This is a genomic window from Bacteroides sp. AF20-13LB (assembly GCF_003603065.1).
In the GTDB taxonomy this organism is placed as follows: domain Bacteria; phylum Bacteroidota; class Bacteroidia; order Bacteroidales; family Bacteroidaceae; genus Bacteroides; species Bacteroides uniformis.
Map to the genome: position 1 here is coordinate 163864 of NZ_QTMH01000002.1, position 25027 is coordinate 188890.

At 45.9% G+C, this 25027-nt stretch carries 20 protein-coding genes; 5 read left to right on the forward strand and 15 right to left on the reverse strand.

Features of this window, described 5'->3' with window-relative positions; translation table 11 throughout:
• Nucleotides 1-99: 99 nt before the first annotated feature.
• Both DWX62_RS02950 and DWX62_RS02955 read left to right on the forward strand, forming a co-directional pair.
• Nucleotides 100-1227, forward strand: a complete 1128-nt coding sequence (locus DWX62_RS02950) for a lactonase family protein (protein ID WP_120172574.1) — start codon at nt 100-102, stop codon at nt 1225-1227.
• A gap of 70 nt (nt 1228-1297) precedes the next feature.
• On the forward strand, nt 1298-2347 hold the full coding sequence (locus DWX62_RS02955) for a DUF4831 family protein (protein ID WP_034529662.1): 1050 nt from the start codon (nt 1298-1300) through the stop codon (nt 2345-2347).
• Nucleotides 2348-2354: 7 nt separating this feature from the next.
• Here DWX62_RS02955 and DWX62_RS02960 read toward each other — a convergent pair whose 3' ends face one another.
• The 15 genes from DWX62_RS02960 to DWX62_RS03030 all read right to left on the reverse strand — a co-directional run bounded on the left by DWX62_RS02960 (nt 2355) and on the right by DWX62_RS03030 (nt 18136).
• Entirely contained in the window at nt 2355-2708 is a 354-nt protein-coding gene (locus DWX62_RS02960; protein WP_005831929.1) for a PqqD family protein, read from the reverse strand.
• A gap of 19 nt (nt 2709-2727) precedes the next feature.
• The gene (locus DWX62_RS02965) at nt 2728-4119 is read right to left on the reverse strand and encodes an MFS transporter (RefSeq protein WP_005831932.1); all 1392 of its coding nucleotides are present in this window, start codon (nt 4117-4119) and stop codon (nt 2728-2730) included.
• Between the two features lie 153 nt (nt 4120-4272).
• Nucleotides 4273-4662, reverse strand: a complete 390-nt coding sequence (gene secG, locus DWX62_RS02970; protein ID WP_009038088.1) for a preprotein translocase subunit SecG — start codon at nt 4660-4662, stop codon at nt 4273-4275.
• 4 nt (nt 4663-4666) lie between these two features.
• Nucleotides 4667-5440, reverse strand: a complete 774-nt coding sequence (locus DWX62_RS02975) for a hypothetical protein (RefSeq protein WP_005831938.1) — start codon at nt 5438-5440, stop codon at nt 4667-4669.
• 4 nt (nt 5441-5444) lie between these two features.
• Nucleotides 5445-5969, reverse strand: coding sequence for an LptE family protein (locus DWX62_RS02980; protein WP_005831940.1), 525 nt, complete (start codon nt 5967-5969; stop codon nt 5445-5447).
• The gene (locus DWX62_RS02985; RefSeq protein ID WP_005831941.1) at nt 5956-7206 is read right to left on the reverse strand and encodes a sigma-54 dependent transcriptional regulator; all 1251 of its coding nucleotides are present in this window, start codon (nt 7204-7206) and stop codon (nt 5956-5958) included. The genes DWX62_RS02980 and DWX62_RS02985 overlap by 14 nt, the downstream gene beginning before the upstream one ends.
• A 1-nt stretch (nt 7207) precedes the next feature.
• Nucleotides 7208-8305 (reverse strand): 4-hydroxythreonine-4-phosphate dehydrogenase PdxA, encoded by a 1098-nt coding sequence (pdxA, locus tag DWX62_RS02990; protein ID WP_005831943.1) that lies wholly within the window; start codon nt 8303-8305, stop codon nt 7208-7210.
• Nucleotides 8306-8310: 5 nt separating this feature from the next.
• Nucleotides 8311-9366, reverse strand: coding sequence for a DUF4837 family protein (locus DWX62_RS02995; RefSeq protein ID WP_008665256.1), 1056 nt, complete (start codon nt 9364-9366; stop codon nt 8311-8313).
• 70 nt (nt 9367-9436) lie between these two features.
• A complete protein-coding gene (gene rlmN, locus DWX62_RS03000; protein ID WP_120172585.1) occupies nt 9437-10477 on the reverse strand; it encodes a 23S rRNA (adenine(2503)-C(2))-methyltransferase RlmN in 1041 nt (346 codons plus the stop codon).
• Nucleotides 10478-10630: 153 nt separating this feature from the next.
• Complete coding sequence (locus DWX62_RS03005) at nt 10631-12769, reverse strand: SurA N-terminal domain-containing protein (protein WP_022401940.1); 2139 nt, start codon at nt 12767-12769, stop codon at nt 10631-10633.
• A gap of 122 nt (nt 12770-12891) precedes the next feature.
• Nucleotides 12892-14148: a hemolysin family protein gene (locus DWX62_RS03010; RefSeq protein ID WP_005832856.1), complete on the reverse strand. Its 1257-nt coding sequence runs from the start codon at nt 14146-14148 to the stop codon at nt 12892-12894.
• 4 nt (nt 14149-14152) lie between these two features.
• Nucleotides 14153-14779 carry an LPS export ABC transporter periplasmic protein LptC gene (gene lptC, locus DWX62_RS03015; RefSeq protein ID WP_035449005.1) on the reverse strand — a complete coding sequence of 209 codons (627 nt, stop codon included), beginning with the start codon at nt 14777-14779 and terminating at the stop codon, nt 14153-14155.
• 4 nt (nt 14780-14783) lie between these two features.
• Entirely contained in the window at nt 14784-16109 is a 1326-nt protein-coding gene (locus tag DWX62_RS03020; protein WP_005831953.1) for a hypothetical protein, read from the reverse strand.
• Between the two features lie 46 nt (nt 16110-16155).
• A complete protein-coding gene (locus DWX62_RS03025; protein ID WP_005831954.1) occupies nt 16156-17418 on the reverse strand; it encodes a hypothetical protein in 1263 nt (420 codons plus the stop codon).
• Nucleotides 17405-18136, reverse strand: a complete 732-nt coding sequence (locus DWX62_RS03030) for a type III pantothenate kinase (protein ID WP_057097786.1) — start codon at nt 18134-18136, stop codon at nt 17405-17407. Before DWX62_RS03030 ends, DWX62_RS03025 begins: the two co-directional genes overlap by 14 nt.
• Before the next feature lie 505 nt (nt 18137-18641).
• On the opposite strand from DWX62_RS03030, the gene DWX62_RS03035 reads away from it, so the two are divergent.
• From DWX62_RS03035 to secA, 3 genes are all read left to right on the forward strand, one after another.
• Entirely contained in the window at nt 18642-19862 is a 1221-nt protein-coding gene (locus DWX62_RS03035) for a DUF4105 domain-containing protein (protein ID WP_057281666.1), read from the forward strand.
• Nucleotides 19862-21430, forward strand: a complete 1569-nt coding sequence (locus DWX62_RS03040) for an alkaline phosphatase family protein (RefSeq protein ID WP_009038086.1) — start codon at nt 19862-19864, stop codon at nt 21428-21430. The genes DWX62_RS03035 and DWX62_RS03040 overlap by 1 nt, the downstream gene beginning before the upstream one ends.
• Before the next feature lie 97 nt (nt 21431-21527).
• Complete coding sequence (gene secA / locus DWX62_RS03045) at nt 21528-24863, forward strand: preprotein translocase subunit SecA (protein ID WP_005831963.1); 3336 nt, start codon at nt 21528-21530, stop codon at nt 24861-24863.
• The last annotated feature ends 164 nt before the right edge of the window (nt 24864-25027 follow it).

The following is a 25027-nucleotide window of genomic DNA, read 5'->3' on the forward strand; positions in this document are numbered from 1 at the left end:
TGCTAATGTGCCAATATGCTAATGTACCAATGACCATGCAGCATATACAGCGCAGCCAATTAGCACATTAGCATATTGGCACATTAACACATTAAATTAATGAAAACACTTCTTTTCTGTATGCTCGGATTAGGTTTGACAGCATGTGGCTCTTCTCCAAAGGGCACTAACGGTGACCAGGACGAACTCGCCATGCTAATAGGTACTTACACGAATGGCTCAAGCAAGGGTATCTATACCTTCCGCTTTAATCAGGAGACGGGAACAGCCGTTCCGCTCAGTTCAGCGGCATTGCCCAATCCCTCCTACCTCGTCCCCTCGGAAGATGGCGAATTTGTCTATGCCGTCAGTGAAATGAACGACAGCACAGCAGCCCTCAGCTCCCTTGCCTTCGACCGGGAAACGGGAGAACTGCGCCTGCTGAACACCGTTCCCACCTTCGGCGCCGACCCCTGCTACGTGGCCACCAATGGCCGGGAAGTGTTGACTGCCAACTACAGCGGTGGAACCATGTCCGTCTTTCCTTTACAGAAAGACGGCACTTTGGCTCCTGCAGACACGCTCTTTCAAGGCTCTGCCACCGGTCCCGACGCCATACGGCAAGCCACTCCCCACATCCATTGCACAGTCTTTTCACCGGACGGAAAGTATATCTTCGCCACCGACTTCAGTGCCGACCGCATCCTGCGCTTTGTGATGCACCCCGACGACCCTATTCCTCATGCTTCTCTGGAAGCCGTTGACATTGAAGCGGATTCCGGCCCGCGCCATCTGACATTCAGCCCTAACGGGAAGTTTGCCTATCTCATCACCGAACTGTCCGGTAAGGTCATTGCCTTCAGTTACGACGACGGCTGCCTGGAACAGATACAGACTATCACAGCCGACACCGTAGCCGCCCGTGGAAGTGCAGACATCCACCTCAGTCCGGATGGGAAATACCTCTACGCCAGTAACCGTCTGAAAGAAGACGGCATCGCCATCTTTGCCGTGAATCCCGAAAATGGAACCTTGGCAAAGGTAGGTTATCAGCCCACCGGCATCCATCCCCGCAACTTCAACATCACGCCCAACGGCAAATACTTGCTTGCCGCCTGCCGCGACAGCAATGTCATTCAGGTATACAAACGAAACGAAGCTACCGGACTTTTGGAAGACACTCATCAGGACATTGTAGTCGACATGCCGGTTTGCGTACAGTTCGTCAGCTCTGTTAATAATTTATAAAGCAATATTTAGCAAAGATAACTTCATTAACTTTGTCCCTTAGCTAAATCAGTCTAAACGAATGTACATTATGAAGAAGAATATATTGATGCTCTCAGCTCTGTTCTTGTCTACCACTGCCCTGGCGCAAACAGACGTAACTACCGGTGTGATGCGTGGCAAAGACTACGGAGTGACCTATATGTTACCCAAAACAGAAATAGAAATCGTATTGCAAGCCACCAAGCATACCTACACTCCCGGAGAATTTTGCAGATATGCCGACCGCTATCTGCGTCTCAACAACGTGTCTGCCGAACCCGAGGAGTTCTGGACACTGGATAAGATAGAAACCCGCATAGCCGGTGTACCGGATAAGGACAACGTCTATTTCGTGAAGATGAAAGACAAGACCGTAGCACCCCTTATGGAGCTTACCGAAGACGGAATTGTCCGCTCCATCAACATTCCGTTCAGCGGTAAGCCTGCTGCCAAGACGCCCGAAGCCAAAGCCACCGAAAGCAGCATTGACCCACGCAGTTTTCTGACGGAAGAAATACTGATGTCCAACTCCAGTGCCAAGATGGCCGAGCTGGTGGCCAAGGAAATATACAGCATCCGCGAAAGCAAGAATGCCCTCCTGCGCGGCGAAGCAGACAATATGCCCAAGGACGGCGCCCAACTCAAGCTGATGCTTGACAATCTGAACCAGCAGGAAACGGCTATGACGGAAATGTTCTCGGGCAAAATAAAGAAAGAACCCAAGACATTCACCATCCGGCTGACGCCTAAAGAGATGAAAGATGAGGTGGCTTTCCGTTTTTCCCGAAAGCTGGGAGTGGTGGCCAATAATGACCTTGCCGGTGAACCGTATTATATCAGCGTCACCGACCTCAAAAGTCCCGATGTATCTGCCACCGAGGAAGGCAAAAAGAAAGTGGACGGTGTAGCCTATAACCTTCCGGGCAAGGCACAAGTGACATTGATGTATAACAATAAGAAATTGTTTGACGACCAACTTCCCATTACCCAATTCGGCACCGTAGAATACCTCGCACCGGTACTGTTCAACAAGAATTCTACCATCAAAGTGCTGTTTGATACGGCAACGGGAGGATTGATAAAAGTGGATAGGGAATAAAGGAATTCTAATTCCGGATTGTCAACTGGATAAATCCATCCTTACGCAACTGCATTACGTAGGCGGTGACCCGGGGAATATAATTCTCTTCCTCCCCAAAGTGCCTGGCAAGTAGAGAGATGATTTCGCGCACGGTACGATGTCCATCTATCAGATTCCAGACAGCTGTACCGTGTTCTTCCAGCCTCACATGGATGTCAGGAGACATCCCCTTCGGCAATAAAAAACGACGCATCCATTCGTATTTAAACCGTGGGTAGGCGAGTACGGCGCACTCACCTTCCCATTCGGTTGTTATATGTCCACAGCGGACCGGAACAGCGTCCAACAGACTTACTTTTCCTTCGGGTATTTCCATCATACGGTATCCGCTTTTCCTATTATTTCTGAATATTAGGCTCTTCCAGCTTATAACCATACTTCTTGTCTGCCTTCTTCAGCAGTAGAGCCACTATAAGGGACAAGCAGGCAATACCGGTAAAAATGCACATAGGCACCGTATAGTCATACATATTCGTTCCATCTGGTTTCTTGCCGGATATACAATAGGCATCAAGCACCCACCCTATCAATGTAGGAATACCCCAAAGACCGATATTCTGGATAAAGAAAATCAATGCGTATGCCGTACCCAACTGGCTTACCGGGAATATCTTGGCCACAGCCGGCCACATGGCAGAAGGTACCAGCGAGAAAGCGATACCCAAAATTATCATCAGCACAATAGCTACCAGCCAATAGTTTATATCGGGAATAGCATAAATGAAATGCACACATATCAGCATGGCCGAGCCCAGCAGCATGATAGATGCGGACTTGCCCCGCTTGTCAATGAAACCACCAAAGACCGGAGTCAGAATCAGCGCTCCCAATGCCGGAAGTCCAGCAAATGTACCGGCCACATTCTCATTGATACCGTATTTGATAATCATCAACTCGGAAGCAAACTTCTGGAATGGGAATACACAAGAGTAGAACAATACACACAGCAATGCTATCAGCCAGAAACCGGGATTGACCAGAATATTCTTCACATCCTTAAAAGAGAACTTCTCTTCCTCATCTTCCGTACCGGCAGCAATGGCAGCAGCTTCCATCTGTTTGTCCAGCTTCTTGTCCATCACTGCAAAGACGAAGAAAGCAATCATACCGCCCAACAACAGAACCAAACCCAACAACACCGGTGTGGAAATACCGAAAGCGCGGGCCAAAGGAATGGCTACGGCATAACCGGCTTGCGAACCGATACGTGCTAAAGCGACTTGTACCCCCATAGCCGTGGCAAGCTCTTTCCCCTTAAACCACTTGGCTATGATTTTGGAAACTGTAATACCGGCGACCTCCGCTCCTACTCCAAAAATGGAATAACCGGCAAAAGCAACAAACACACCCGTTTTATAGCCAAATATTTCATTGATTCCGAATAAAGTCGCGTCGGCACCGGCAAGTCCCGTCATTGCATAGTATTCAAGTGCTGTACCACCTACCATCAGGATAGTTGCCAACTTTCCGGTGAAACGGATACCAAAGCGGTCGAGGATTAATCCTCCCCAAATCAACATCAGGAAAAAAACATTCAGAAAACTATAACCACCGGTAAAGAATCCGAAATCGGTACTCGACCAAGCCAAGTCCGTTTCCAACATTGTCTTCAACGGTGCTACCACGTCGTTTACATAATAAGCTGCCATCATCGTGAAGGCAACAATCACCAATGCCCCCCAACGGGTAGCCTTGGAATCATTCAATTTAAGTTTGAGTTGTTCTGTCATTGTACTATTTGGATTTCAATTTATTAATCAGATTGCATAAATTGCTGACAAAGGTAAATAAATACTTCATCAAAACGAAAAAAGGCTGACACCTTTTCAGTATCAACCTTTCTCTTATTTTTCCAAGCGGGAGTCATCCGCAATATCCTTATCTTATTCTGCTGCAGGGGCTTCTGCTGCAGGAGCAGGAGCTTCAGCCGGAGTTGTAGCTGCAGGGGCCTCCGATTGCGGAGCTTCTGTACCTACGGGCATGTTATAAGGATTAGTTTTTTCTTCTTGTTGCGCCTGTTCCAGAATCACATCACCGCCCTTGCCTGTGGAAGAAGGAATAGTGTAAGCAGAAACAATACTGAAGACTACCATGACAGCTGCCAGAGTCCAGGTTGCTTTTTCCAAAAAGTCCGTAGTCTTGCGCACACCCATAATTTGGTTGGATGATGAAAAGCCTGATGCCAGACCACCTCCTTTAGAATTTTGAATCAATACAATGAAGCACATCAGCACAGATGCAATCAGCATTAAGATAACTAATAATAAATACATTTTGTTATTTTGATTTAGCGTTAATAATCAATTTCTCCAAAAATCTGATTTGGTCTGCAAAGTAAGCATTTTTTTTTGGATAATTCAAACTTAATTTTTTAATAATTTCAAGCGCCTTGTCATATCGGTGCTGTTTTATATAGATTTTGGCTAAAGTTTCCGTAAAACAGCTATCGTCCAACTCTTCCGTTACCGGCGATACTGAGGGTTCTTCCTCTTCTTCAGTCTCTTCCTCCTTCTCTACAAGAAACTCCCTTCTCGTATCCGAGGCATCCGAAGACTCACTCTTTTGGATAAAGTCATCTATCAATTCATGCCCGCGCAGTTTAGGCACTTCCGACTCATCTTCTGCATCCACACCGGGTTCTTCCTGCATTAAATAGGCCGTATAATCCACCGCATAATCCAGCTCCGTATGCTGTGAATGCTCTTCGGGAACAGTAGCCAGAAATGCGTCAATCAAGGAAAGGGTACGGTCCACACTCGGCTCTTTCTCCAAATCGCCGGAAAACAGCGACGAGACCTTCCGGGATTTCAAAGTATAGCGGTCACCCTCTATAAAGTAAAACAGCACACGACGGTCTGCCACATACAACACAGCCTTGCGCAACTCCGCGCCAAAGTTGATGTCGTGCAGCAGATAGAGGTTTTTCAGATAGAGCAAACGGAGCGACTGGAAATAAGGATAGCGTGCCACCAATGTGCGAAGCTCGTACAAAGTATCCCTATTCAGCGTCTCGGGATGCTGAATCCATTGTTGCAAATGGGTAGGCGTCATGAGTTTACCAGTTAGCTACAGTTGCATTGAAAATCTGTTCGGCAATGTCTTTCACCATCAAGGTTATCAGCTGGTCCTGCACTTCGGTCAGCAATTTTGAGGAATCATAGGTCTGGAAAGCCGAGAACTGCTGTTCAAAGTCCTCCTCATGGTTCGTGTTATTGGTGTAGCGCACGTTGACAGTCAGCGTCACCTTCACCTTCGAAGAGTAGCCGCTGGCATCCACCGATTCATTATATTGATTGTAGCCGGTTATTTCTCCGTCTATTTCCAGGTCTCCTCCGGAATTCACCAGTTGCAGGCGAGTCTGCTGAATGAACATATCCTTCATTTTCTGGTTAAATTCTGTTGCCAGCGGTGCATATACATACTCTGCCCGGTTCTGGAAATCGGCAATGGAAATCGTTTTTACCTTTGTATAGTCGATAGAGCTTATCGGAGCAAGTCCCAACTTCATACTACATGAATTCACCAGAAATAACAAGCTTACCAACAAGGAAGCAAATGCCGCTTTTTTAATCCAATCCATATTCTTTTATCTTTCTGTATAACGTACGCTCAGAGATATTCAAATCCTGAGCCGCACTCTTACGCTTGCCGTGATGTTTTTCAAGCGCCTTACGTATCATTTCTTTCTCCACTTCATCCAGGGAGAGTGACTCCTCCACATATTCTTCCGTATCCTGGAAATCATCGTCCACCGGAGTAACCGGCTTTACCGAAGGATGTATAATGGTGGGGACACTGGATGTTACCGGAGGTACCACCGCCGGAGTAGCCGGCGTATAGTAGGCCGATGTGGCAACCGCCGGATTGGCTACCGTTCCCCTTTCAGCCATAATCTCATGCACCAGCTTTTTCAAGTCCGTTACATCCTGGCGCATATCAAACAGAACCTGGTAGAGAATTTCCCGTTCACTCCCGAAGCTCTTGTCCTCCTTCACTCCAAACAAGGCAGGCAGGCGCTGCATATTGTTCTGCTCAGGCAGATAGCCCTTCAGTATGGATGCATTGATTTCACGATTGGTCTCAATGATGGATATCTGCTCGGTGATATTCTTCAACTGGCGCACATTACCCGGCCATGAGTAGCCCAGCAACACTTGCTTGCCGTCTTCCGTCAGCTGAATGGCAGGCATACGGTACTTTTCTGCAAAGTCCGAAGCAAACTTTCGGAACAGCAGCACCACGTCTTCACCGCGTTCGCGCAATGGAGGGACCTGAATAGGAACTGTGTTCAAACGGTAATACAAGTCTTCACGAAAACGTCCGTCAGCAATGGCTTGTGTCAAGTTTACATTGGTAGCGGCAACAATACGCACATCGGTCTTTTCCACCTTAGAAGAGCCTACTTTGATGAATTCACCGCTCTCGAGCACACGCAACAAGCGTGCCTGGGTAGGCAAAGGCAATTCGCCGACTTCATCAAGGAAGATTGTTCCGCCGTTGGCCTCACCGAAATACCCCTTCCGTTCGCCGATAGCCCCGGTAAATGCGCCCTTCTCATGACCGAACAGTTCCGAGTCAATCGTCCCTTCGGGAATGGCTCCACAGTTCACGGCAATGTACTGTCCATGCTTGCGCCGACTGTACTGGTGTATTATCTGCGGAAAGCTCTCCTTTCCCACACCACTCTCTCCGGTAATCAGTACAGACAAGTCGGTGGGCGCTACCTGGATAGCGATATCAATGGCACGCATCAGCGCTTCATTGTTGCCGATAATGCCGAAACGTAATTTTACTTGTTGTATTTCCGCTTTTGTCATTCTACAAATCTTCTTCTACACTATCGAGTTTCAGTTTGTCGCTATCGTCACGTTTCTCGTAATATTGCTTGCGCAGCGGATTTGCATGTGCCTCTTTCTCACGCTGGCGGTTACGGAACACATCTATTGCCACATAGATAGCCTGCCGGAATGAATCTTCAGAGGCGATTCCTTTCCCGGCAATATCGTAGGCCGTGCCATGAGCAGGCGAAGTGCGTATCACCGGCAAACCGGCAGTATAGTTCACGCCCTCGTCCATAGCCAATGCCTTGAACGGTGCCAGCCCCTGGTCGTGATACATGGCCAGGATACCATCAAAATGGGTAAAGTTATCTGAGCCCATAAACCCGTCTGCCGGATAAGGACCATAGCAAAGCATACCCTTAGCAGCCATTTCGTTGATGGCCGGAATGATAATCTCCTGCTCTTCAGTTCCCAGCAATCCGCCGTCTCCTGCATGCGGATTCAGCGAAAGCACTGCAATACGCGGTGCGCTGATAGCAAAATCCTGCTTCAAGGAGCGGTTGAATATCTTCAGTTTTTCTTGTATCAGTTCTTTGGTGATGCTTCCGGCTATCTCTTTAACGGGAATATGTCCGGTCACCAATGCTACCCGGAAGTCATCTTTCATCAGAATCATAAGGGCCTTCTCGCCATCTCCCAATTTTTGCTCTATATACTCCGTATGTCCGGGGAAGGCAAACTCCTCCGACTGGATGGTATGCTTGTTGATGGGAGCTGTGACAATCACGTCTATCATTCCCTCCTTATATTCCTCAATGGCTTTTTCCAGTGCACCAAGTGCAGCTTTACCAGCTTCAACGTCAGGTTTAGAGAACTCAACCTTTACTTCATCATCCGTACAGTTCACTACACTCAAGCGATTGGGAACCGCTTCGGAGGCGGAGTTGACGATACTGAAGTTGGTAGGCAAGTCCAATGATTTACGATGATAAGCTGCCACTTTAGGCGAACCGTAGATAATCGGCGTGCACAATTCCAGCATCACCGGGTCTGCAAACGTCTTTAAAATCACTTCATACCCTACACCATTAATGTCGCCTTGTGTAATGCCGACTCTTATTTTGTTGTCTTCCATTTTTATTACTTATTATTAGTAGTATCTTTTGAGGTTACGCCTACCGGAATTTCCGCACCTTCCTGCTTGCTGCCGGGCAGTTTCAAGGTATAGAGCGAAGCCTCCATCTGACGTACCAGATTACGTTTCATTTTATCAGGTGAATAAATAAATATTTCAGATACGATAATACGCTGATTGGCCTTGTCCAAACGTACATGCGATACGAACGGACCGCCCATGAAGTCACCCTTTATGCGCCACAAGCCGCGGGCCTCCAGTGCATAGTCTCCCTGCACACTGATGGGGCGTACATCGGTCATCAGAGAATCCGTCGACATATACATGCCTTCACGGGCACCAGGGATATTAACCTTCATCACGGAATCGCGTTTATGAACAAAATATTCTTTAGTAAACGTATCCTTATCCGTATAAGGATAAGAGTAGATTACAAAGTTCTGGTCGCCGGTAGCTGCATTCGTACCTGCCCAGAAGAAGTTCTCACCCTCCTTGGTAGATGTCAGTTCGCCCGGCACCCATACATCGCAATCGAACTGGCTTTTCACCTTCGTTGCTATATAGTCGCTATGCTTGTCCTTCAATACTGAAATCTGACGATTCATTTCCGCATGGGTAAAGAAATCGATGATTACCTGCCTATTCTCCTCCACAAATTTCTCGAACGAAGCCTCGTCCGGTGCCTGAATAGTGAGAATAGACTGAGGAGCAGCATATACATTCCTTGCATACTTGAATTTAGGCTGGGTATAGAGGTCCTTGTTCACATCGACAATAATGATATTACGAATCAGTTTTAAAGTGGCATCATAATTGGAAGGGGCAGTATACATGATTCGGAATGAACGTTCTGACTGGGGAAGCCCCGGAACATCAGAATCAAGCACATCGAAAAGCGCCCTACCGGCAGGACGTTCCCACAAGCCGGGCTCCACCACTACCAGAACTTCATACGCACGACCACTGGAGGTCGGAGTAAACACACCCTTTTTACCACCACCGCAAGCGGAAAAAAGTGTCAGTACGAGAACCATACTTAAATAAAACAAGTGCTTTCTCATATCTCTATCATTTTAGTTTTTCACAAAGCTACGAAGAATGCGTAATATCCTCCCTACCTAAGTTAATAATTTATATTAATTCTTCTTTATTCTCCTCCTGCTTGGCAGTGGACAACATGCCACAAGCGGCAAATATATCCTCTCCACGCGATGACCGTATAGTGGTAAACAGACCGTGCGAAGTCAGATAATCACGGAACGCAGTCATGGTTTCCATATCAGCCCCTTCAAGATTCACTCCAGGTATGGCATGAAAACGAATCAGGTTAATCCGGCAGTCCAGCCCGCGTAGCAGCTTCAGAAGTTCCTTTGCATACGGTAACGAGTCATTCACTCCTTTGAAAACAATATATTCAAAAGATAGTCTGCGCTGTTTGCTAAAATCATAGTTTCTTAACAATTCCACAATCTCCGTGATGGAGAACGCCTTCTCTGCCGGCATCAGTTCGCGGCGTTGCAAAAGTATCGGCGAATGAAGGCTGATAGCCAGATGGCAGTCCGATTCCTCAATAAAACGCTGCAAGCCCTTCTTCAATCCCACAGAAGAAAGTGTAACACGCTTGGGACTCCACGCATACCCATAAGAGGCGGTCATTATTTCCAGCGCTTTCAATACCTCGTCCAGATTATCAAGTGGTTCACCCATGCCCATCATTACCACATTGGTAAGCTTGTCCCTTTCGGGCAACGAATTGATTTGATTAATAATCTGGTTGGATGTCAGATTGGCAGTAAAACCTTGTTTGCCGGTCATACAGAACTTGCAATTCATCTTACAGCCCACCTGCGAGGAGACACAAAGCGTAGTCCTGTCTTCGTCGGGTATATAGACAGCTTCCACGAAATGCCCCTCGCCTGCCCGGTACAAGTATTTCACCGTACCGTCTACAGAGCGCATGGCATCTACCGGCGCTTCGGCACCTACCTCATAGATTTCTTTCAGCAATTCCCGATGCTTCAACGAAAGATTGCTCATTTCGTCTATAGAAGTCACCTTCTTGTCATACAGCCAGGAAGCTATCTGCTTGGCAGAGAAACCGGGCATTCCCAGATTCTTCACCACATTCTGCAATTCAGAGAGCGTCAAGCCCAATAGAGGTCGTTTCTGCATATCGTTTTTCATTAAAAACAAAACTCTTTCAAGAATGCAAAGGTAGGAATAAAGTTGCACAAAGACAACGGAGAGTATAGAAAATGAAATGTACAGAGAATGAAAAAGCCGCCCGGGAGTACCGAACGGCTTTTCAATATGGGTTTTCTATTCTTAGAAGAATAAATAACGTTGGTCTTTTACGTTGGCTTTCAGATACAAGTCACTGATGAACTGGCTTGCCATGCGTGCGTGCATGTTAGCCAAGTTAGCCTCTTCAGTTTCCTTGTTGAATGTTTCGTTCAGCTTCTCTTTTGCATAAGGTTGCAGAACGAATACACCACCGTTACCCTTGATAGGAGCACTCAGCTTGTTCACTTCGGCAATAGAAGCGTATGCGCCTACCAGAGGTTCGCTGCTACGCAATGCCGGGATATAGGCAGGAGCAGAGAAAGTAACGTGCTTTACAGAATCACTAACAGCATTTGCCATATTCTTGTACTGCTCGAACGAAGTTGCATTGGCAGCCTTCATATCAGCCATAATCTTCTCTGCTTTCTTGTCACGGAGAATTTCAGCTCTCAACTGGTCCTTTACCAAAGCCAGTGGGCGATAACCTTCAGGAACAATACTTGCAACACCTACTACCAGCATACGGTCGCTCTCGCCACATTCGTACAAACCGGAAACTTCACCGGCTTTTGCCTCAAACGCCCATTTCAAAGCATCTTTGGTTCCTCTGATACCACCGATACCATGTTCAGAGCTGTACAAGTCGGCTCTATCCAGCAACTTGTAACCGGCATCTTCCGCATTGGCAATCATTTTCTCTAAAGTATTGTTTGCAGCGATGAACTGGCTAAACTCATTGTATGCCTTGCTGTAAGTTTCCTTGCTGAATTCTACCGGACGCTTGATTACGGCTACCTTATATTTATCCTTGACAGCCTTCTTGTTGGTTACTTGCAAAATGACATTTGCTTGTCCCAACGCCAGATTGGTCAGTTCGTTCTGTCCCAAAGTTGTGACAGCGGTAATGTATTTCAAGTTGTCACCGTCAATCTGTGCGCCTTCGTAGTTAGCAGAAGAAATCCAGGTAGGTTCACCGGTCTGACCGTACTTCTTCGCAACTTCAGCAAAGCTGGCACCACCCTTAATAGCATTGTAGATGCTGTCGGCCAAAGTCTTCGTCTTTTCAGCATCTTCGGCAACTACCTGAATCTGACGGAACTCGATAGAGTCCGGCATGGCAGCAGTAGCCAATTTCTTGAAAGAGTTGAGGGTATTGTCAGATACGTTATAATAAGGCCCGAACACACCACCCACCGCAACAGAGTCCAAACGGGCTGTCACATCAGCAGGCAGAGACTTAGTAGTGTAGAACAAGTCTGTATAAGGAGCTTCGGAACCGGTAGAACGGATGAAGGTAGTATAGTCAGAAGGATTGGCAGTAAGTTGTTCGGTGTATTCTTCCATTTCCTTCTGGAGAGCAGCTCTGTCTTCTGCACTTGCAGTAACTTGCACATCAATGAACTTGATATTGCGAGTTTCCACATATTGCTTGAACTGTTCTTTCTTCTTGTCGTATGCAGCTTTCAAATCGGAATCCTTGATAACGATGGTAGAGTCAACGATAGAAGAATAGGGAACTGCAGCAAGCAGCAGGTCTGACTGCTCTACTCTTGCATCAAAAGCGTCCTGAGCTTCTACCGGGTTGGAGAAAAGAGATTTTGTAATCAAAGCCTGATACTTCTCCTGAAGACGTGCCTGGATAAGGGACTTTTCGAGGAAAGACCAGAACTTGTACATGGATTCATAGTATTCTGCATATTGTGAAGGCATCTGTGCCTTATTCATTTTTGAATAGTCCACCAAGAACTTCTTCAACATATCCTTATCAAACGCACCGGTCTGAGGATTACGGAACGGAGTCTGTTGCAGCATCGGATGCACACCGGCATTAATGATAGCCTGAATCTCAGCCTTCGATACAACCAGACCGAGTTTCTTTGCTTCCTTTTCAATCAGCTTATTATTGACGTATGTTCTCCATACTTCATCTTTGATTTGGTTTGTCTGCTCATCGCTCAATGCACTGTTGCCACTGGAGAACTTGATGACTTCTGTATATTCTTCTACCAATGCTTGAAAATCCTGAGCGGAAATTGATTCCCCGTTCACTTCACCTACGTCTTGTGACTGGTGTGGCTGAAGCACTTTCCACGCGTCACCTGCGATGAAAGCAAACAGCGCCAAACCAATAACAATCACCAATAAAGGTCCTTTAGACCGAATGTTTTGTAATGTTGCCATTTTAGTTAATATGATTTATTTGTTTATTATTATTTTCCTAACATGTTCATTTTAGCGCACGAAGATACAAAAAATGCTAATACGCATCCATTTATTCTTTAAAAAATTACGCCTAAATGAAATTATTCAATGACTTTCAGTCTTACCAACTCAATTTTAGTGGCTGTTACCTTGATTATTTTAAACTGATAATTATCCACTTCAATCACTTCATGCAGCTTCGGGAAACTTTGATAACGGTTCAGAATCAGACCGCCCACTGTCAGATAATCATCCGATTCCGGCAGGTCGAGCCCGAAAGTCTCATTTACCTTTTCTATTTCCAGACGGGCCGAAAGCACATATTCACGTTCACCCAGCTGCTTACATACATAGGACGTATTATCATGCTCATCCTCAATATCGCCGAAAATTTCTTCCACCAAATCCTCCAAAGAGACGATACCTGCCGTACCACCGAATTCGTCCACCACTACAGCAATCGTTTTTTTCTGCTGCATGAACAGTTTCATCAGTTTGTGGGCCGACATCGTTTCGGGTACAATAGGCACTTCCTTCACGTTATTCCTCCAGTCCACCGGATTCCTGAACATCTCCGACGAGTGAATATATCCCACCACATTATCTATATTTCCATCATATACTATGATTTTGGAAATACCCGACTCCACAAAAAGACATTTCAATTCTTCCAATGTAGTGGTCAGATCTACAGCTACCACCTCTGTACGCGGTACAATACAGTCGCGTATCTTTATATTCGAAAAGTCAAGCGCATTTTGGAATATCTTTACCTCTGCATCCAGTTCTTCTTCACTTTCCGCATTCTCTATGCTCGACTGGATGAAGTAATCCAAATCCACTTTGCCAAAAGCCTTGGCCGACGCCTCCTTGTTTACTTTCATCCCAAATATCCGAAGGAACAGATACGACAATCCCGATGCAAACTTTGAAACAGGAAACAGAATGACATAACATATGAATAAAGGAATGGCACATACCCTCAGCATCAGATTGGGATTGATTTTAAACAAAGTCTTCGGCAAGAACTCACCGGTTACCAAAATAATAAGAGTGGAAATTACAGTTTGCACCAACACCATTACAAAATGATTGGAAATAATTCCGGCAAGAAGATTCACCTCTATGATTTGTGCCATCAAGATACCATAAATGACAAGCGCGATGTTATTACCCACCAGCATGGTCGAGATGAAGTTATTCGGGTTGCGAAGGAAATAGGAAATGATACTGGAAGTGACGCCTGACTTCCTTTCCATCTCAAAACGCAGTTTATCTACGGAAACAAAGGCAATCTCCATTCCTGAAAAGAAAGCGGAGAAAGCCATGGTTATCAATAAAAAAATAACGGTATCCATTTTATCAATTTATGGTATCAGTCTGCAAGCTGTCTGCTGCGGCAGCTTCCTCGTCAACATAGAAGATGCCCTCCGGCTTGCGAATCGTGTAAACGGTCATCTGCTGGTTGGATTCAAAGCCATGTCCCGTAATGATACGGTCAGGCTGTTCGATACGGATAAACTCATCCGAATAAATTCTTTGTGTCCGCTGGTCCCAATACAGCAGCTCTGTATCAAACTGCTCACCTTTCAAATTCTGTATATGCACATTCCCCATCAGTTTCCATAACTCTTCCTTATTAAAGAAGTAGGCTGTATCAGCCTTGATACTCGCCTCCACTTGGAAGATAGAGTCGAACTTCTCCAAATAGACCCCCTTTTCAAAAGCCCAGTAAGGAGGATTCTTCCGGTCAAAGACCAGCCACTCTTCCGTATTGATGCGGTAACGCGTTACACCGGAATCAGAAACCAGTGTAGTCACCCCGCGGGTATCCATCACTGCCATAGAGTCACGCTCGGTAATGGCATCTCCCAGCTCCTTCTTCTTCCCGGAACACGAAGAAAATAAAAGAAGCATAACCATTGCCCCAAGGACAATGGTTATGCTCGCATTTTTATGATAAACAATGTTGATGGGTTGTAGCAACATGATTTTATCTGATAGTTGTAGATTCACCTATCCATCCACCGATAGTGATACGGTCACCAGCTTTGTAACCCAACATAAAGAGGTCTTTAGCCTGGGGAGTGTGGCGGGAATAAGTACTAATCAATTCGTTAGCACGTTCTGTAACTGAAGGATCTACAGCTTTAGCTCTCTGCAGCTTGTCAATTACTACAAAGTAAGTACACTTATTCAGAGCAGGCTCATCGGTCCAGTTAGGATTGGAGCCGTAAAGCTGTGCCAGTAAAATATAAGGCTCTCCATAGTTCTCCTTAAAGCTCATAGCCTTTTGGCAGTAGCTTCTTGCCTGAGAGAGTTTCTTGGCCTGCATCAAGGCTGCGGCAGTAGCGTATGCCATTTCAGCCTTCTTGTCATTATCTGTTTCTTTAGCCAATGCTTCATCAAAATACTTCACGGCATTGTCATAGTCACCTTTCTTATAGTACATGTATGCTACACCTACAGCTGCATCGGCAGTCGGGTCAATCTGATACATGTACTCAGATGCCTTGAAGTAAACTTCGCTTTCGTTGCACTTCATCAATTTCAGGATGTTCAATGCCTTCTTCAAGAAAGCGGAGTCAGTCTTGCTTGCTTCCACCTTAGGACCATAGATATTCTGCAAAGATTCACAATCAGCTACACCACTCTGAATGAACATGGCCACGAGGTTATCCTTGATAGCTTGCAAGTTAGCCTTCTTAGCTTCCTTGGTTTCAGCAGCAAGTGCGTCATCTGCATACTTGGAAGCATCAATATAATCCTGGAAGAACTGGTCGGTATGATTATCATCAGCCTTTACCTTCTGCATGGAAGTATCCAGGAAATAGTGCAACACCGCACCTTTGGAACCACCCTTTTCAGCATGAACAGATTCTTTCAGCCAATTATAAGCCGTATTAAGGTCCGGAGCAGGAGCGAACTGAAGATAATCCACAGCTTTGGCACCCAAGGCATCAGCCACACTCGGCACGCCCTTCATTCCCTTACCAATGAATTCAGGAATGTACTTCATTCTCAAATCATATACATCCATCAACTCATCAAAATACTTCTTGTAATCAGCAGAATTTCTATCCTTAATCTGACTCAAGAAACCCACTAAAATCTTCTGAGCATCTGTAAATGTGTAATACCGCAGTGTAGGACAATCCTTCAATACAGCCATACAAGGAGCGTATGCATCCTTAAAGTTACCAGCTCTCACTGCTTCATGAGAGATACTACTGTTCGAATTACAATTTTCAGTCTGTGCGAAAGTGCTGGTCACTCCACCCGAAAGGAGCAAGACAGCCACAAGCGTCTTAATTTTCATTGTATTTAAATTTTAGTTGTTATATTTTTTGTCTATTCAATTTCCATTAATCCACTTTACGCTTGAAGAACCAGCGTTCGTTAAAGGTTACTCCGATACAAATACGCAATGTATTTTCGTTCAAGAACGCTGCTTGGGTTCCTTTAGTCCGCACGTATTGTGCAGAAAGACTCAATACGGAACGGGTTCTCGGTATGGGCAATCCAAAACCGGCAGTAACGCCATATTCATCAGCGGCACGTACACCGTCTATCTTATAATAAGGTTTGGAATAATAAGCTCCCAAACGATACTTCACATGAGACAAATAACTTCGTCCCATAGGATTCGGCAGATACTCTGCACCAACGGATATTCTTCCACGGTCGCAAAACGCCTCGTCATTGTTCATATAACTCACTTTACTCCAATTCTGGAACATTACATCCGCGCCTACAGTCAGTCGGTTGTCGTACACGTAGGTCACACCTGCGCCAAATGTTGTCGGAATGCCACAAGTAACGACAGTATCCCTTGTTACCGAAGTAGCTCCCGTATTGCTATTACCAGTCTGCGTAACTTCGTACGCATCGTTACTCAGATCATGCCCCGGAGAAAAGACAACTCCCAACGTTGCAACATGTTTTTTCCCAAACTGGTGAGTGTACTGCGCTCCAAAATCCAACTTATAACTCTTTACAGCCACATTAGACTGTATTGTAATAGGAAATACACTTGAACTGGACGGAAAGGTCTCCGCAGCGGTTCTTGTTATATCTCCCCAAAGATACGAAAAATTCGCACCGACAGAAAGATTTTTAATTATTTTAAAACCGGCACCTAAATAAAGCTGGTGCAAGCCTCCTTCTCCCGAATAGCTTACCGTAGTAGATTTGTCTGGAAATTCCGTATCTTCCCGATATTCTCCCATACTGTATCCAACGTTTGAATAAGGCAGCAACCCCAAGCTTATGGCAGCCCATTTACTTGCACGAAACTGCATCGTGATATAGTCAAAACTGGAATTCTTGGCATTTCGTTTCAGAGTACCGTTACTGAGATTTGTATTCTGTAGAGAGACTGCTCCATCGAAGATAAAAGTCAGCGAATCTACCGCCGTATAGGATGCAGGATTAGCAAAGTTAGTCTGATACTTGTCCCGTAAACCATAGGCAATACCACCCATCGCCCTGCTGTTACTTGAGCCTTGTTCAGATAACTGTCCATATCCATATCGTGTATAGGGAGAATTTGTATTATTTTGAGCGACTGCCGCTCCTGATAATATCGTGAGCAAGAGCACTAACAGTGTTTGTCTATAGCCTGTCATTATTATAGTTTAAAATTCTATTTAATCCTTTCAACACTAAAAATCTGTCTGCAAAGATGATACTTTTTAAGTTTGTATCAAAAGAAAAATCATCCCCGCCCGTTAAAAAAACCAAAAGTTCAGGATATTTATGCTTCATAGCCGTAACGTAACCTGAAATTTCATATTCAATACCCTTCAGTACTCCGGCACGGATAGCTGTATCGGTATCCTTCCCCATGGGCACCATCCGCCCCTCAAGAGCCACCATTGGAAGCCGTCCGGTAAACTGATGAAGCGCCTTGAAACGCATCTGCAGGCCGGGAGAGATATTCCCGCCATGATAGCGGGCAGCAGCATCAACAAACTCATAAGTGATACAGGTACCGGCATCAATCACCAGTATATCCCTGCCAGGAAATTGCTCATTGGCTCCTACCACCGCCGCCATACGATCATACCCCAGCGTCCGGGGAGTTTCATAGAGGTTTTCTACCGGAAGAGAAGTCTTTTCATTGAGCCACAGAATGGGGACAGCCATATCTTCCAGTTGCGACAACACCTCTCTACTCAAATCAATGACAGTAGCCACTATCGCTTTTTCAATCGTATATGTACGGCATACTTCAGGCAACCGTTCCAACGTCAGATTGGAGTCATACACCACCTCCACGATACGTTCACCATCAAACACCGCCATCTTGGCGATTGTATTTCCTATATCAATAATGAGATTCACCGTATTGCATAAATTTAGCGGCGCAAAGATATAACATTAATATTGAAATTCAGCAGAAACCATCTCTTTATTAGAAGAACAACTGCACAAGAATTCTTATTCACATCCACACCAAACAACCACAATGCCACTTTTACATTCTGTTGAGATTTATTAAAGCCGCAACATCATACCACAACCACCTGATTATCAATACAACTAAATGCGCTACATTCAGTATACGACTGAGCCCTATTCAGTATACGATTGAATGGCATTCAGTATACGACTGAATCAGGTTCAATATACCACTATTTCTTGCACCCGTATCGTTTGTAAATAGAAAATATCTACCACTCGTACTCGACAGTTGATTCAAAACAACCAATAATGCGAATTAAGAATTGTATCAAGTTCATAATTAAAAAAGATTCTTCGGACACAGATGACCGGAATAACGCGAATAACCGCTTTAGTTCCTAATCACAAATTGGGATAATATTAGTTTTTTCCGTAAGTTTGCAGCATGAAACGAAGCCTACTTATACATATATATATAGTAATCTTTTTCTTCTGTTTGCCTTCAGCAAATGCCCAGGTGACACAACAGCAAAAGACTGCTGCAACAGACTCCGTACGCGTCAGCCTACTGACTTGCGCTGCAGGAGGAGAGATTTATTCCCTATTCGGACACACTGCCATACGGTACGAGAACTATACACGTGGCATTGACGCCGTCTTCAATTACGGCATGTTCAACTTCAACGCCCCTAACTTCATCTTCCGTTTTGCCTTGGGAGAAACGGATTATCAACTTGGAGTAACCGATTATGAGCATTTCGCCGCCGAATACAACTATCTGGGACGCGATGTCTGGCAACAAACGTTAAATCTAACAGAAGAGGAAAAAGAACGCCTGATAGCACTATTGACAGAGAACTACCGCCCTGAAAACCGAGTATACCGCTACAATTTTTTCTACGACAATTGTGCCACCCGCCCGCGGGACCAGATAGAGCGTGCCATCAACGGCACTCTGCAATACGCTGACAATATGACTGCTAACAGTACGGGAATCTCTTTCAGGGATTTGCTGCATAAATACAGTGAAGGCCATTTGTGGTCACGTTTCGGCATGGACCTATGCATGGGCAGCAAAGCAGACGAACCCATCAACCGGCGGCTGGCAATGTTCGTCCCCTTCTACATGCAGGAGTATTTCAATAAAGCGCAGATTGTGGACAAAGAAGGACAAGCACGGCCACTGGTTGCCAAAGAAGAAAAAATCGTAGTAACGGGTAAAACACCAGCCGACTTCGTCAGCAGAGGCATCACACCGATGCAGTCGGCTTCGCTATTACTGATACTTGTAGCAGGCATCAGCATTTACGGCATACGAAGAGGGAAAACTCTTTGGGGCATAGACCTCATACTCTTCTTGGTTGCCGGAATGGCTGGATGTATACTGGCATTTTTAGCACTATTCTCACAGCATCCGGCAGTAAGTCCCAATTATATATTATTTGTATTCCATCCATTTCACCTTTTCTGCCTTCCATTCATGCTATCCAGGGTACGAAAAAGGGGAATAAGCCGCTATATGCTGGTTGATTTTGTAGTTTTAACACTTTTTATAGGGCTTTGGACAATAATTCCGCAGAGAATTCCGCCAGCAGTATTACCTTTGGCACTGTGTTTGCTGATACGTTCTGCAAGCAACCTCATTCTAACATACAAACGAAAGTAATGAAAAAAGGACTGATAACTTCCATACTCGCACTTACATTCAGTGGTCTGCAAGCCCAACCGCTGCCTGCCTCCCCAAAGCTGGTGGTAACATTGACCATTGACCAGTTGCGTACAGACTATATGGAAGCATTTTCGTCCTTATACGGAGAAAAGGGGTTTAAGCGCTTACTGCGTGAAGGTAAAGTATTCCGTCAAGCAGAATTTCCTTTTTGCGGAACGGACCGAGCCTCGGCCATTGCCGCCATCTATACCGGGACAACACCGTCCATGAACGGCATCATTGCAGAGCAGTGGCTGGATGCAGGTACACTACGCCCCATAAACTGTGTAGAAGACCCCAACTTCATGGGCAACTATACCGACGAAAGCACTTCCCCCTCCCAATTACTGACCTCTACTATTGCCGACGAGCTGAAAATAGCTACCCGCAACAAAGGTCTGGTCTATGCCATCGCGCCTTTCCGCGATGCCGCCATATTGGGTGCCGGGCACGCGGGGAACGGTGCTTTCTGGCTTAATAACAATACCGGAAAATGGTGCAGTACGACTTATTATAATGAATTTCCGTGGTGGCTGAGCCAATACAACGACCGGAAATCTCCTGACTACCGTATCAAGGATATGGTATGGACACCTGCACTTCCTTTTACCAACTATACATTTCTGCCCGAATGGCGCAACGAGCCATTCAAATACAAGCTGGATGGTGAACGGACAAACAAGTTCCGCCGCTTGATAACCAGCCCTTTCATCAATGAGGAAGTCAACCTGCTGACCGAAGAGCTGCTGAATAAGAGCACTATCGGACAAGATGACGTGCCCGACCTATTATCGCTGACTTACTACGCAGGAAATTATAACCACCGAAGTACGCAGGAATGTGCCATGGAAATGCAAGACACCTACGTGCGACTGGACCGTAGTATAGCTTCCTTATTAGAGCTCATAGAACGTAAAGTTGGGCTCCACAACGTACTTTTCTGCATCACCTCCACCGGCTATGCCGACCCGGAAGCAGCCGACCCGGGCGTATACCGGATACCGGGTGGTGAATTCTACCTGAACCGCTGTGCCGCCCTGCTAAACATGTACCTCATGGCATCCTATGGCGAGGGACAATATGTGGAAGCTTATTATGACCAACAAATCTATCTCAACCATAAACTTATTGAGAACAAGCAGTTGAGCCTGACTGAAATTCAAGAAAAATCTACCGAATTTCTGGTTCAGTTTAGTGGCGTGAGCGAAGTATATTCAGCTCATCGCCTGCTTTTGGGCCCCTGGTCACCGCAAATAGAACGTATACGCAATAGTTTTCATCGCAAGCGCTCTGGCGATTTGCTCATTGAAATACTCCCGGGCTGGACTATCATGCAGGAAAATAGTACTGATAACCGTGTAGTACGTACGGCCGATATTCCTGCTCCCCTCATTTTATTGGGAGGAGGAATGAAGGCTGAAACCATCCGTACCCCCATCAGTATTGACCGCATTGCCCCTACCTTGGCAAGTGTAATGCGCATCCGCGCCCCTAATGCAAGTACAGCATCTCCCCTTGACTTTTGATTCTAAAATAATCTGTGCAAATCTGGATAATCTGTATAGAAATCAGTAACTTTGCACGCTCAACTAACTCAGCAATAATAATAAAAACAAATATATAATGGGATTTAATGAATTTTTAAGCTCGATTTTCGGCAACAAATCCACACGCGACATGAAAGAAATACAACCGTGGGTGGAGAAAATCAAAGCCGCTTACCCGGAAGTAGCCAAACTCGACAACGACGCCCTACGCGCCAAGACAGAAGAACTGAAAGCCTACATCCACGATTCGGCAGCCGAACAACGCGCCAAAGTGGAAGAACTGAAAGCCAGCGTTGAAGATACCGAACTGGAAAAACGCGAAGACCTCTTCAACCAAATCGACAAAATCGAGAAAGAGATATTGGAGATTTATGAAAAAGCGCTGGACGAAGTATTACCCACCGCTTTCTCTATTGTAAAGGAAACAGCCAAACGATTCTCTGAAAATGAAGAAATAGTGGTTACAGCTACCGATTTTGACCGCCAACTGGCTGCCACTAAAGACTTTGTACGCATCGAAGGCGATAAAGCCATCTACCAGAACCATTGGATAGCAGGTGGTAACGATACTGTATGGAACATGGTACATTATGATGTACAGCTATTCGGTGGTGTGGTTCTACATAAAGGTAAGATTGCCGAAATGGCAACCGGTGAAGGTAAGACATTGGTAGCTACCCTACCGGTATTCCTCAATGCCCTGACTGGTAACGGCGTGCACGTGGTAACAGTGAACGACTATCTGGCAAAACGTGACTCCGAATGGATGGGTCCTCTTTACATGTTCCACGGTTTGAGTGTAGATTGCATCGACAAGCACCAGCCCAACTCTGATGCCCGTCGCAAAGCTTATCTGGCAGATATCACGTTCGGTACAAACAATGAATTCGGTTTCGACTACCTGCGTGACAACATGGCTATCAGCCCCAAAGACCTGGTACAACGCCAACATAATTATGCCATTGTCGATGAGGTGGACTCAGTATTGATTGATGATGCCCGTACTCCGCTGATTATCTCCGGACCGGTTCCCAAAGGCGATGACCAACTCTTCGAACAGCTCCGCCCGCAAGTGGAACGTCTGGTAGAAGCTCAGAAAAAACTGGCTACCCAATACCTGGCCGATGCCAAGCGCCTGATTGCATCGAACGATAAGAAAGACCAGGAAGAAGGCTTCCTCGCTTTGTACCGCAGTCACAAGTGCCTGCCCAAGAACAAGGCACTCATCAAGTTCCTCAGCGAACAAGGCATCAAGGCCGGTATGCTGAAGACCGAAGAAATCTACATGGAGCAGAACAACAAGCGCATGCACGAGGTGACTGACCCGCTGTACTTCGTTATCGAAGAGAAAATGAACAGCGTGGATTTGACTGACAAGGGCGTAGACTTGATTAGTAGCAATGTAGAGGACCCCACTTTCTTCGTACTCCCCGATATCACAGCGCAACTCTCTGCCTTGGAAAACGAAACAGAGCTGACAGACGAACAGCGCCTTGAAAAGAAGGATGCCCTGATGACCAACTATGCCATCAAAAGCGAACGTGTGCATACCATCAACCAACTGTTGAAGGCATACACCATGTTCGAGAAAGATGACGAATATGTGGTAATTGACGGCCAAGTGAAAATTGTGGATGAGCAGACGGGACGTATCATGGAAGGACGTCGTTATTCTGACGGTTTGCACCAAGCCATCGAAGCCAAAGAAGGCGTGAAAGTAGAAGCTGCCACCCAGACTTTTGCCACCATTACATTACAGAACTATTTCCGTATGTACCACAAACTATCCGGTATGACCGGTACGGCAGAAACAGAAGCCGGCGAGTTGTGGGACATCTACAAACTGGATGTAGTGGTTATTCCGACTAACCGCCCCATTGCCCGTAATGACATGAATGACCGCGTTTACAAGACAAAACGTGAAAAATATAAAGCAGTCATCGAAGAGATAGAAAAAATGGTGGCAGCAGGACGCCCCGTACTGGTGGGTACCACTTCTGTTGAAATCTCTGAAATGTTGAGCAAAATGCTTACCATGCGTAAGATTGAACATAGTGTATTGAATGCCAAACTGCATCAGAAGGAAGCGGATATTGTGGCTACTGCCGGTTTGAAATGTGCTGTAACCATCGCTACCAATATGGCCGGCCGTGGTACCGACATCAAGCTGAGTCCGGAAGTGAAAGCTGCAGGCGGTCTTGCCATCATCGGTACAGAACGCCACGAATCACGCCGTGTGGACCGTCAGTTACGTGGTCGTGCAGGACGTCAAGGCGACCCGGGTTCTTCTGTATTCTTCGTATCTTTGGAAGATGACCTGATGCGTTTGTTCTCCAGTGACCGCATTGCCAGTGTAATGGACAAACTGGGTTTCAAAGAAGGTGAAATGATTGAACACGGCATGATTTCCAAGTCCATTGAACGTGCACAAAAGAAAGTTGAGGAAAACAACTTCGGCATCCGTAAGCGTCTGTTGGAATATGACGACGTGATGAACAAGCAACGTACAGTAGTCTACACCAAACGCCGCCACGCTTTGATGGGCGAACGTATCGGCATGGATATCGTGAACATGATTTGGGACCGTTGTGCCAATGCCATTGAAGCGCCCGACTACGAAAACTGCAAGATGGATGTGCTCCAGACACTTGCCATGGAAGTACCTTTCACCGAAGAGGAATTCCGTAATGAGAAGAAAGAAAAACTGGCAGACAGAACTTTTGACGCTGCCATGGAACTCTTCAAACGCAAGACAGAACGTATGGCACAGATAGCCTATCCGGTCATCAAACAAGTATACGAAACGCAGGGACACATGTACGAAAACATACTTATCCCCATCACAGACGGAAAACGTATGTATAACATCTCCTGCAACCTGAAGAGAGCTTATGAGACAGAATGTAAGGAGGTGGTGAAGTCATTCGAGAAATCCATCTTGCTGCACGTCATCGACGAAGCATGGAAAGAAAACCTGCGCGAGCTGGACGAGCTGAAACACTCCGTGCAGAATGCAAGTTACGAGCAGAAAGACCCGCTGCTGATTTACAAGCTGGAATCTGTGAACTTGTTTGATGCCATGGTGAATAAGATTAATAATCAGACTATCTCTATCTTAATGCGTGGACAAATCCCGGTACAAGAGGCTCCGGCTGAAGCCCCTGAGGCTCCCCAGGCTCCCCGCCAAGTAGAGGTGCGCCAGGCTGCTCCGGAACAACGCCAGGATATGAGCAAGTATCGCGAACAGAAGGTTGATTTGAATGACCCGAACCAGCAGGCCGCTGCGGCACAAGATACACGTGAACAACCAAGACGCGAACCTATCCGTGCCGAGAAGACCGTAGGACGCAATGATCCTTGTCCTTGCGGAAGCGGTAAGAAATACAAAAACTGCCACGGACGGAATGCATAAAGCAAAGCTATAAAATGATAAGGCGATAGGGTGATAAGATGATACCGTCAGGTATCTTTTATCACCCTATCACTTTTTCTCCTACCACATTATCACATTTTTTATTCGTTCCAGCTTTTGAATATTCAGCTAAAAGAGTACTTTTGCTCCAAAGAACAAAACCA